This window comes from Streptococcus tangpeifui (genome assembly GCF_011038795.1).
In the GTDB taxonomy this organism is placed as follows: domain Bacteria; phylum Bacillota; class Bacilli; order Lactobacillales; family Streptococcaceae; genus Streptococcus; species Streptococcus tangpeifui.
Window position 1 is genome coordinate 308,820 of record NZ_JAAKDU010000003.1, and the last position, 8,989, is coordinate 317,808.

Annotated in this window: 10 protein-coding genes; 3 read left to right on the forward strand and 7 right to left on the reverse strand. The window is 45.0% G+C overall.

The features are described 5' to 3' along the window. Positions 1-109 precede the first annotated feature (109 nt). Positions 110-1,948 (reverse strand): acyltransferase family protein, encoded by a 1,839-nt coding sequence (locus G7Y32_RS04655; protein WP_165211274.1) that lies wholly within the window; start codon positions 1,946-1,948, stop codon positions 110-112. Positions 1,949-2,551: 603 nt separating this feature from the next. Next, positions 2,552-2,758: a DUF6440 family protein gene (locus tag G7Y32_RS04660; protein ID WP_165211277.1), complete on the reverse strand. Its 207-nt coding sequence runs from the start codon at positions 2,756-2,758 to the stop codon at positions 2,552-2,554. Between the two features lie 160 nt (positions 2,759-2,918). Between G7Y32_RS04660 and G7Y32_RS04665 the strand changes: the two genes are divergently transcribed. Next, a complete protein-coding gene (locus G7Y32_RS04665) occupies positions 2,919-3,383 on the forward strand; it encodes a DUF1836 domain-containing protein (RefSeq protein ID WP_004225821.1) in 465 nt (154 codons plus the stop codon). Then, entirely contained in the window at positions 3,355-4,008 is a 654-nt protein-coding gene (trhA, locus tag G7Y32_RS04670) for a PAQR family membrane homeostasis protein TrhA (RefSeq protein WP_165211280.1), read from the forward strand. Before G7Y32_RS04665 ends, trhA begins: the two co-directional genes overlap by 29 nt. Positions 4,009-4,069: 61 nt before the next feature. Here trhA and G7Y32_RS04675 read toward each other — a convergent pair whose 3' ends face one another. From G7Y32_RS04675 to mvk, 5 genes are all read right to left on the reverse strand, one after another. Next, complete coding sequence (locus tag G7Y32_RS04675; RefSeq protein ID WP_165211283.1) at positions 4,070-4,294, reverse strand: DUF4649 family protein; 225 nt, start codon at positions 4,292-4,294, stop codon at positions 4,070-4,072. 80 nt (positions 4,295-4,374) lie between these two features. Next, a complete protein-coding gene (gene fni, locus G7Y32_RS04680) occupies positions 4,375-5,370 on the reverse strand; it encodes a type 2 isopentenyl-diphosphate Delta-isomerase (protein WP_165211286.1) in 996 nt (331 codons plus the stop codon). Further along, positions 5,367-6,365: a phosphomevalonate kinase gene (locus G7Y32_RS04685; RefSeq protein WP_165211289.1), complete on the reverse strand. Its 999-nt coding sequence runs from the start codon at positions 6,363-6,365 to the stop codon at positions 5,367-5,369. Before G7Y32_RS04685 ends, fni begins: the two co-directional genes overlap by 4 nt. Continuing rightward, positions 6,358-7,302: a diphosphomevalonate decarboxylase gene (gene mvaD / locus G7Y32_RS04690; RefSeq protein ID WP_165211292.1), complete on the reverse strand. Its 945-nt coding sequence runs from the start codon at positions 7,300-7,302 to the stop codon at positions 6,358-6,360. Before mvaD ends, G7Y32_RS04685 begins: the two co-directional genes overlap by 8 nt. Further along, on the reverse strand, positions 7,284-8,162 hold the full coding sequence (gene mvk, locus G7Y32_RS04695) for a mevalonate kinase (protein ID WP_165211295.1): 879 nt from the start codon (positions 8,160-8,162) through the stop codon (positions 7,284-7,286). The genes mvaD and mvk overlap by 19 nt, the downstream gene beginning before the upstream one ends. Before the next feature lie 188 nt (positions 8,163-8,350). Between mvk and G7Y32_RS04700 the strand changes: the two genes are divergently transcribed. After that, positions 8,351-8,740 carry a hypothetical protein gene (locus tag G7Y32_RS04700; RefSeq protein ID WP_165211298.1) on the forward strand — a complete coding sequence of 130 codons (390 nt, stop codon included), beginning with the start codon at positions 8,351-8,353 and terminating at the stop codon, positions 8,738-8,740. The last annotated feature ends 249 nt before the right edge of the window (positions 8,741-8,989 follow it).

An 8,989-nucleotide genomic window follows, 5' to 3' on the forward strand; every position in this document is an offset into this window, starting at 1 on the left:
GGACTTAAGCTGTCGCTTAAGTCCTTTTAGTCTTCTTAAAAAGAAGACCAAGCTGGTGTTATTCATTATAAGTCACCCACTACACTTGACAATGAGCCTCTTAAAAATGCTATTTCGAGATAGTATCTGCAATCACCTTGGTATAGGCAACAGCTCCTTGCTCGTTAGGGTGGGTCATATCCTCGCTCAATAACTGACCTTCCTTATCATGAGAGGTGGCATACCAATCAACAATATGTAGGTTATCATACTTTTGATCCGCAGCCGTCAACACTTGGTTAACATCATTGGTCCAGTAGTATTGGGATTTTTCCAAATTGATATTAATCCAGTAAACCTGCCGACCACCTGCAGCCTGCATGACCTGATCAATCTGGTCTGCTGTCAGGGTTCCGCCGTTTTCATCCCGGTTAATGCCAATACCAATAACCAAGGTATCTAAGTCAGGATGATTGGCTACTGCCTCTTGAACCATCTCTAGAGTATGCTGAGGCTTACGACCGATCGCCCCATCAAAGAAGGCATTGGGAAAAACTTCCTGCAAATCATCGTAAGTCATAGCAATCATAGAATCACCCAGAATGCCAACCTTCTTTTGGTTGACAATGTCGTACTCTTCCTGGCTAATTCCATACTTATTGAGAATAGCAGGGTCTGCTGGCGTCCCAGGTGCCTGCTGTGCCTGTCCCTGCTGCTTCATCTTGGCTTCATTTTGTTTGAGGTGGTCAGTAATCTTGTTTTGAGCAGAGGTCTTGTCTGGAGCCGTAAAGACTAAGAAGAGAGCACCGACTACCGCCAAAGAAACGAAGAGCGTGATAGGCCATTTGACAAGGGAAGTCCAAGCATGGCGCTTATCTTGATAAAAGCTCTTAATCTGCTGCCAAGTGATGCGTCGCAGAGGAACTTCTACCAATCGATAAGTGATCTCCGTCAACAGGACAACCAGAACTAGCGCAATCAGAACCGATAGAGGCGACTTGGGATTAGGCAATTTTAATTCTGCAAAGGTCAGAACTGGAATCTGCCAGAGGTACATCCCATAAGAACGCGTCCCCAGATAGCTGGTCACGGGATTAGACAGCCACTTGTTGGCCGATAATTTGGGGTGAACGATAATGGCAATCAGGACACAGCTGAGAAAGGAAAAGAGCCACATACCACCGCGATAAGTGAACCATTCTTGGTCAGGCAGAGCAAAGAAACAAATGGTCAAGACTACCAGAGTAATGATGCCCATACCATTGAAGATTTGACGGTCCCAACTGGAGAGTTTAATCTTTTCAACCTTGTCGCTGGGATAGATAAAGGCCAGAGCTGCCCCCATCAGAATCGAAAAGAGCCGCGTATCTGTTCCATAGTAAATCCTTGTCGGGTCCACATGGGCCTTGTAAAGCAGAGACATTTCCACGAAGGAAAGCAGCAAAATAATATCAAGGACATTAAAAATAAGCGTTCTGTTTTTGCGGAAAATACGCATGAGAACAATAATAATCAAGGGCCAAAAAAGATAGAATTGCCCTTCGATAGACAGACTGTAAAAATGCTCAAACGGTGCCTCAGCTAGTAACTTAGCAAAATAAGACCCCCCTTTAGCAATCTGCCACCAGTTATTAACCGAGAAAAAACTGGATAAGAAGACATGACGCATGCCATTGAGCAGATTGGGCTGGAAAAAGTACATATAAACTGTGCTCAAAAGCATAACGGCAATCATATTGGGGTAGAGCCGCTTAAAACGCCGCAAAAGAAAAGCCTTAACAGTAATCTTGCCAGTCGCTTCGTACTCTCTCAGCAACAGATCAGTAATCAAATACCCCGATAGTACAAAGAAGAGCGCGACGCCAAGATAGCCTCCCTTGAAAATTGCTGGATAAATATGGTAAAAAATGACGGCCAAGAGACCGATGGTTCGCAAGCCGTCAAAACCAGTAATGTAACGTTTTTTCATGTCCCAATCCTTTATGCAAAAGCTGTTGTCATCAAAATATAACATAAAATAGCGGACTAGGCAAATCTGTTTAAGGTTGAAGATCGAAATAACATAAAGCTCTCATATTCTGGCGAGGCTGGACTTTTTATACGTAATCTTCAGAGATTACAATGCTTTGTGGGTGAGGGCTAAGCTATCATGGCTGTTTGTCCCAGACTCCACTGCTGGCTGGTTTTTCTGCTGCCACAAGACCAAAGCGGAAAAACAAATGTGATGGACATCGTTCATCTTATTTCCAACCTCAAAAGCTCCCCACCCCCTTTGAGAGTATGCGGGGGTGGGTTAAAAAGGTCTGGGAGACCTTTTTAATCGGGAAATGGAGCTTGCAAAGCAAGTGTCAAAAACGGTCTTGAGAGAGACCGTTTCAGGTCACCACCGTAAAATTAGATCGTGGTGAGAACTAAAATTTTCAATTTTTGAGTTGACCCCACTCCCATCCTAATAATGAGTCACTTTTCATTCTGTTCTGGCTAACGCAAAAGATAAAGCAGTCAGTGCTTTTTATCATCCAACAAATTCCTCGGCCTCTCATGCTCAGACATTTTTCAAAGACCTTATTCACTAGTAGGCAGAATCTCCATCTTCTACGGGTGTGACGACCGGCTGGCCGTCCTTATCCAAGAGAGGCGTCAAACCACCGCCGGAGCTAGCACTGTGCCATAGATAGTTGACACCTGTCTTGCAATCAATCCAAATCTCAGTAATGTTATTCATCGCGGCCCTTTCTGAGAATATCTTCTTAAACCGCTTATCTTTGCTAGATTTCATTAGAACACCTCCAATTTTTATACCTATTATAACAGAAAGCTCCTCTGCATAATTTTAAATGGCTATTAAAAAATCATTTGCACACTTTTTAGTTGACCTTCGTTTTTTATAAATGTATAATCTAGTTATCAAGACTAGATGACAGGGAGTAGTTAAACAAATGACAAGCACTTATCCTAAATGGACTGATTTGCCCCAGCTGGACCTCTACTTAGATCAGGTCCTGCTCTACGTCAATCAAGTCACTAAGCCGTTAGCAACAGCAACAGACAAGGGACTGACGGCTTCTATGATTAACAATTATGTCAAGCACGGTCTGGTCGAAAAGCCTGTCAAGAAAAAATACAGTCGCAAGCAGCTGGCCCGTCTGATTGCTATCACGACTTTTAAGCCTGTCTTTTCTATTCAGGAGCTCAGTCAAGTTTTGGAACAACTAACAGCTAACGATCAGTCGCAGGCATGCTATGACGCCTTTGTCGCCTGTATGAATGAAGAAAAGGAGCAAGACATTCCTGAATTGATTGTCTCGGCCTGTCAAACTCTGAAACTCTACCACTATACTCATAAACTTGCCGAAAATCTTCAAGGAGATCACCATGAACACAGCAACTCTAAAACTCAGTAAACAATTAACTTTCGGTGAAGAAGTCGCCAATGCTGTAACCCACGCTGTCGGTTCGGCAGCTATGCTGGTCCTGTTACCGATTACGGCTTCTTACAGCTATCAAGTCTTTGGACTTAAGGCAGCGGTTGGCATGTCGGTCTTCGTCATCAGCCTCTTTCTCATGTTCATGTCCTCGACCATCTACCACTCCATGCAGTATGCCTCACCGCAGAAGTATGTCCTGCGAATTATTGACCACAGCATGATCTATATTGCCATTGCTGGCTCCTACACTCCCGTGGCCCTCTCCTTGGTTGGTGGCTGGTTAGGCTATCTCATTATCGTCCTCCAATGGGGGACCACCATCTTTGGCATTCTGTATAAGATTTTTGCTAAAGTCATCAATGAGAAGTTTAGTCTCTTGCTCTACCTACTCATGGGGTGGTTGGTTATTTTCATCATCCCAGCCATCATCACCAAGACTGGCCCGCTTTTTTGGAGTCTCATGTTAGCAGGCGGCCTTTCTTATACAATAGGTGCCTTCTTCTATTCCCGTAAACGTCCTTACGACCACATGATCTGGCATCTTTTTATCCTGCTGGCATCGGCCCTGCAATATATTGCTATTGTTTACTGTATGCTTTAAATACAGAGCACTCAAAAGAGCTAACGAGAAAATCGTTAGCTCTTTTTCTATATGGATAAGTCTAAACTCCTTCGTAAGCCGACCAATCAAAATCGACAAAGGTTGGAAAGAGTTCACCGTAAGTTCCATGAAAATCAAGATCTTTTCCCTTGTAAGTGACACTCTTAACGGGATAGTACTCCGGTACAGTTGAACAGCCCATAAGAACTCGGATAAAATCACTCGGATTTTCAAAGCTCTGCTGACGTTCAATATCATAGGCATCTCTAAAGGTCATTTCAATCATGAGATCATCTCCTTTGCCTCTAGTCTAAAACTTTTTAGCCCAGAGGTCAAAGATTCTGACTTTTCTGCTAGCCTCTGAATTCAAGAGTTAGCCTGAGCCAATTTGCCATAGAGCAAATAATCAACCTGTCTCAAATCAGCAATAGTACGACAATTAAGGGCACACATCAGCAGCCGCAGGTCCTCCTTCCAGCCATTGACGATAGCGATGGCCTTATCCAGAGGGTAGCGCTCAACGAGCTCAAGCATGGTTCGAGAAAGGCCGACTGCTCTGGCTCCCAGGACCAAGGCTTTAACCATATCCAGAGGATTTCTAACCCCACCGCTGGCCAAAATTTCAGCTTGCTCTCTAAGGTCACCTAGATTTAAGAGGGTTTGGACCGTAGATTGGCCCCAAGTGTTCAGATAGGATCGGTCCTGCTCGGCTCGCTGATTCTCAATATAGGCAAAACTGGTGCCGCCGCGTCCTGAGATGTCAAAGGTCTTAAGCCCCAAATCAAGACCGGCTTGAACAGCCTTCTTATCCATTCCAAAGCCAACTTCTTTGAGAACGAGCGGCACCGAAATAGTTTGGGCATAATCGGCTAGATTAGTCCGCCAAGATTTAAATGCTCGCTCCCCTTCTGGCATCAGCAATTCCTGCATGAGATTGACATGAAGCTGCAAAAGTAAGGGCTGCATGGCTTCCACAGCCTTTTGTCCCAATTCAACAGGCTTATCAAGGCCGATATTGGTTCCCAAAAGAACATCGGGAGCAGCTGACCGGACAGCATAAGAATCATCACTAGGATTTTTCAGGGCCGGGCTATAGGAACCCGTGATAAAAAGCAGACCACAAGCCGCCGCCACTTGGGCAAGTTTTTGGTTGACGGCCTTAGCCTTGGCAGAACCACCAGTCATGGCATTGATATAAAAAGGAAAATCCCAGTCCCGTCCAGCAAAATGAGTTTTCAGATCAATCTCCGCCAAATCATACTTGGGCAAGGAAGACTGAATCAGCTCAATGTCATCAAAACTATTGTAGGGGGACTGATAGGCCAGAGCGTGCTTGATGTGCTGGTCTTTTCGATTTGTCATAAAGATTCTTGGCAAAATAGTAGCTCAATACCAGCTACCTGCCACCTTTCTATAAGTTTTTGACTGTCATCTGAATTGAATGATAGGGCAATACCACAATCGCCTCCGCCTGAACCTGAAGACTTGGCGACAGCATCTAAATCTTGTACCGCTCCTTCTAAAACCAAAAGTTCCTCGGTATAGATGGCAGGGTGCAATTCCTTCAGCAGATGACTGGCTCCTTGCAAGGACGTCTTGATAAGCTCCTTATTCCCAGTTTCCAGACCACTGGCTGCAGTCTTGACAGCTGCTTGTGTTTGCTCTAAAAAATCAGCAGTGATGGCTGATTTAACGTGCTTAATCATATCCTTGGAAATTGCAGGCTGACCAGTCCAGCCGACGAGGAAGTCAACAGCGAGAGCAGGTTTAATGATCTCAATCTGGTAGCCCCAATCTTTAGCCAGAACGTCCACCAGACTTTCCTCTGCAATCCAAGAACGTACCTGAGCTCGGTCAAAAGCTTTAAAGAGGACCAAATCCTCATAGGCAATACAGGCCAAGTCCCCCATCGAACCGTTATCGCCACGCTTAAGAAGAATATAGGTCGCTAATTTAAAAATCAAATCAACTGACCAGTCCTGTTCATAAAAAGCAGCTAAAGCCTTAACGACTAAGATGGTCACACTGCCGCTGGAGCCAATTCCAAACTTCTTGCCATCTTTTTCGAGCTTGCCTGTGATAGACAGACGAAAGGGATGAGGCTCGAGCCCCTGACTCTTAATAAAGTCGTGAACAACTGCGATAGTTTCCTGAATCAGGCTGTAGTTATCATCTGTTTCCAAACCAACCGCATAGTCAAACATATCCGAATAGAGCTGATAGTCTCTTGCTGTCTCGATTTCCCCCGTTAGATAAATGGGAATGTTTTTAATCAAGGCCTGCTGGCCAGGTGTCAAGATAGCGTATTCACCGGCCAGATAGAGCTTGCCACCAGTTTTAACAGCATACTTAGTCATGGGCTGGGTCCTTGGTCTTTGATACAATGGTGCGGTAATGCTGCCCCAAAATTTGAGCCAGCCGATCCAAATCTTTGGTCTGACAGAGAACCTTAACATTAGGTCCTGCATCCATGGTGAAATAACAATCATATCCCTGCTCACGCAGACTTCTAACGAAATCCATAGCCTGATAGGATTCTTCTGTCAAATAAGAAAAAGGCGGATGGGCTGACCTTGTCGTCGCATGCATTCTCAGAGCATTTTCTTCTGCCAATTGGCCAACCTTGGCAAAATCATTAGCAGTCAGGTAGCCCAGCATGGCCTGATAATCAAGGACCGACTGCTCTACCCAGTCCTGAAAATCGCTCGACGTTTCTGCACAGCGTTTCATCCCTTCTCGGCTGGAAATCGTCTTTGGCTGGTCATTGAGCACCAGCATAATCATGGCCAAATCCAAATCGGTCTTGATCTGGTAAATCTCACCCGAGTCCTTGTCCCAAGCAGACAGCGGTCCAAAGAAGGACCGTGCCGAGGAGCCAGAAGCAAACTTGGCATACTGAGCTAGTTCCTTTTGACTGAGACCAAAGTCAAAGAGCTGGTTGCAGGCCTTGACCAAGGCCGAAAGGCCGCTGGAACTTGAGGAAAGTCCTGCTGCGGTTGGCATATTATTGCTGGTTTCAATCTTGACAAAGGGCTGACCCTCCTTGCGGAAAAAGTCAATAATCGTAGTCATCTTAGCATGTTCCTGCGGGCTTTGCAGGACTCCGCCGATATAAAATTCATCACCTCGAGCTCTCTCGGGTAAAAAGGACAGGTCGGTCTTGGTGTACATGTTTTCCAAAGTCAGCGAGATACTGCTGGTCGCTGGTATCATCTTCTCCGCATCAGCTTTCCCCCAATACTTAACAATAGCAATGTTGGCATAGGATTTTACACTTACAGATTTTCTATCCACGTGTTTACGGCTCCTTCTTTTTCGAGTTCTAAGGCTAGAGTGTCAGCCTGCTCTTGATTACGGCAGAGAGCAATAATACATCCGCCCAGACCACCGCCAGACATCTTAGCTCCCATAGCTCCTCGGCTTTGAGCAACTTGGACCAGATGGTTGGCCTCTGGGCTAGAAACCCCCAGCCGATCCAATTCTTGATGGGCGCGGTTCATAGCCTGGCCGATAACGCTGAGGTCTTTAGCCAGAATCCCAACCTCGATAGCATTGGCTAAGTTCCCTAAATGATGTAAGTAAGGCAGAGCCTTCTCTTCCAACTCACGCACTTTAGCCACGGCCTCTCTGGTATGTCCGTGAATTCCTGTATCAGCAATCACCAGACAGGCTCCCAGATCAATAGCCATTTCGGAAAAGCCCAGATTACGAATGAACTTAATCGCTGTATCACTGAGACACGTCTTAGCGTCCAGACCGCTGGGATTCTCATGAGCAATGATTTCAGCTTGATTGGCCAGCATTTCCAAATCTAAGATAGACAGAGGCTGGTCAAAATAATCAAAGACTGCCCGAATGGCTGCGATGGCTACTGCTGCTGACGACCCCATTCCTCTCTTGGCAGGAACATTGGACTCGATCTTGACCGAAATATTTTGATCCGAGCGGTCCAAAAACTCCAAAGCAGCAAAAACCGCTGTAGACAGAGGGTCATCAATATCGATGGCTAAAGGGTTTTCTGCAGCCTGCACCTGACAGACCACTTCAATATTTTTTAGAGGAAGTGCAATGGCTGAATAACCATATACGACTGAATGTTCACCGATTAAAATAATCTTACTGTGAGCTCTTCCAATTCCAATTTTCTGCGTCATTACCAATTTCTTTCATTATATTCCTTCTAATATTTTAGCTTAAAAAAGCAAAAAAAGCGACTTCAAGCTCTAAAAAGCTTCAGTCACAAGGAGGAATGTGCGCAGCACAAGGCAACTGGAAATTTGGTCGAGTGATATTGACAGAGCCCTCAAAGACCCTTATAATGATGACTAGAAAGGAATTTTACATGAACACTAATACAAAAACTAAAACACTGGCCACGATTAATGGAATCGTTGGTCTTGTCGCTGGTATCTTCCTCCTCTTTGCCATTTTGTTTATCATTGGTGCTGCAGGTGCTGAAGTTGAGAGCGATGTCCCAACAGTAACAATTTTAGTGACGATTTTTATTTACATCGTCAAATTGGCTGTCCTCATCCTCGGTATCGTCGGAGCCGTTTATTATAAGAATGATAATCGCGTTTCGGCAGCTCCGAGCGTTCTGCTTATTGTTGGCGGTGCTATTTCACTCATTCCTCTTTTTGGATGGATTGGCGGTATTTTGGCTATTATCGGTGGATCAATCTATCTAGCAAGTTTGAAGAATTTCAACCTACCGACATCGGGACAATTTTAATAGAAGCATTTTAGCATCAAAAGGAGGCTGGGCAAGACATCCATGATGGCTCCGCCCTCACCCACAGAATAATGAAAACGGACACACAGCCCTCACTAGGTGTATAATCTTAGTGAGGGCTGTGTGGTTGACGAGTTAATGATTCTAGTAATCGAGGGCAAAACTGATCCACTCTACTGACGAGCACCCCAAAATATGCGATAAGCATGAGTATAAAAATACGACTAAAATTCGGTAGATAAGCTCTCT

What these genes read in the sequence shown, in the direction of transcription:
- G7Y32_RS04660 (WP_165211277.1), bottom strand. Translation starts at nt 2,758, where the DNA reads ATGAAATCTAGCAAAGATAAGCGGTTTAAGAAGATATTCTCAGAAAGG.
- G7Y32_RS04665 (WP_004225821.1), top strand. Translation starts at nt 2,919, where the DNA reads ATGACAAGCACTTATCCTAAATGGACTGATTTGCCCCAGCTGGACCTC.
- G7Y32_RS04675 (WP_165211283.1), bottom strand. Translation starts at nt 4,294, where the DNA reads ATGATTGAAATGACCTTTAGAGATGCCTATGATATTGAACGTCAGCAG.
- trhA (WP_165211280.1), top strand. Translation starts at nt 3,355, where the DNA reads ATGAACACAGCAACTCTAAAACTCAGTAAACAATTAACTTTCGGTGAA.
- fni (WP_165211286.1), bottom strand. Translation starts at nt 5,370, where the DNA reads ATGACAAATCGAAAAGACCAGCACATCAAGCACGCTCTGGCCTATCAG.
- G7Y32_RS04685 (WP_165211289.1), bottom strand. Translation starts at nt 6,365, where the DNA reads ATGACTAAGTATGCTGTTAAAACTGGTGGCAAGCTCTATCTGGCCGGT.
- mvk (WP_165211295.1), bottom strand. Translation starts at nt 8,162, where the DNA reads ATGACGCAGAAAATTGGAATTGGAAGAGCTCACAGTAAGATTATTTTA.
- G7Y32_RS04655 (WP_165211274.1), bottom strand. Translation starts at nt 1,948, where the DNA reads ATGAAAAAACGTTACATTACTGGTTTTGACGGCTTGCGAACCATCGGT.
- G7Y32_RS04700 (WP_165211298.1), top strand. Translation starts at nt 8,351, where the DNA reads ATGAACACTAATACAAAAACTAAAACACTGGCCACGATTAATGGAATC.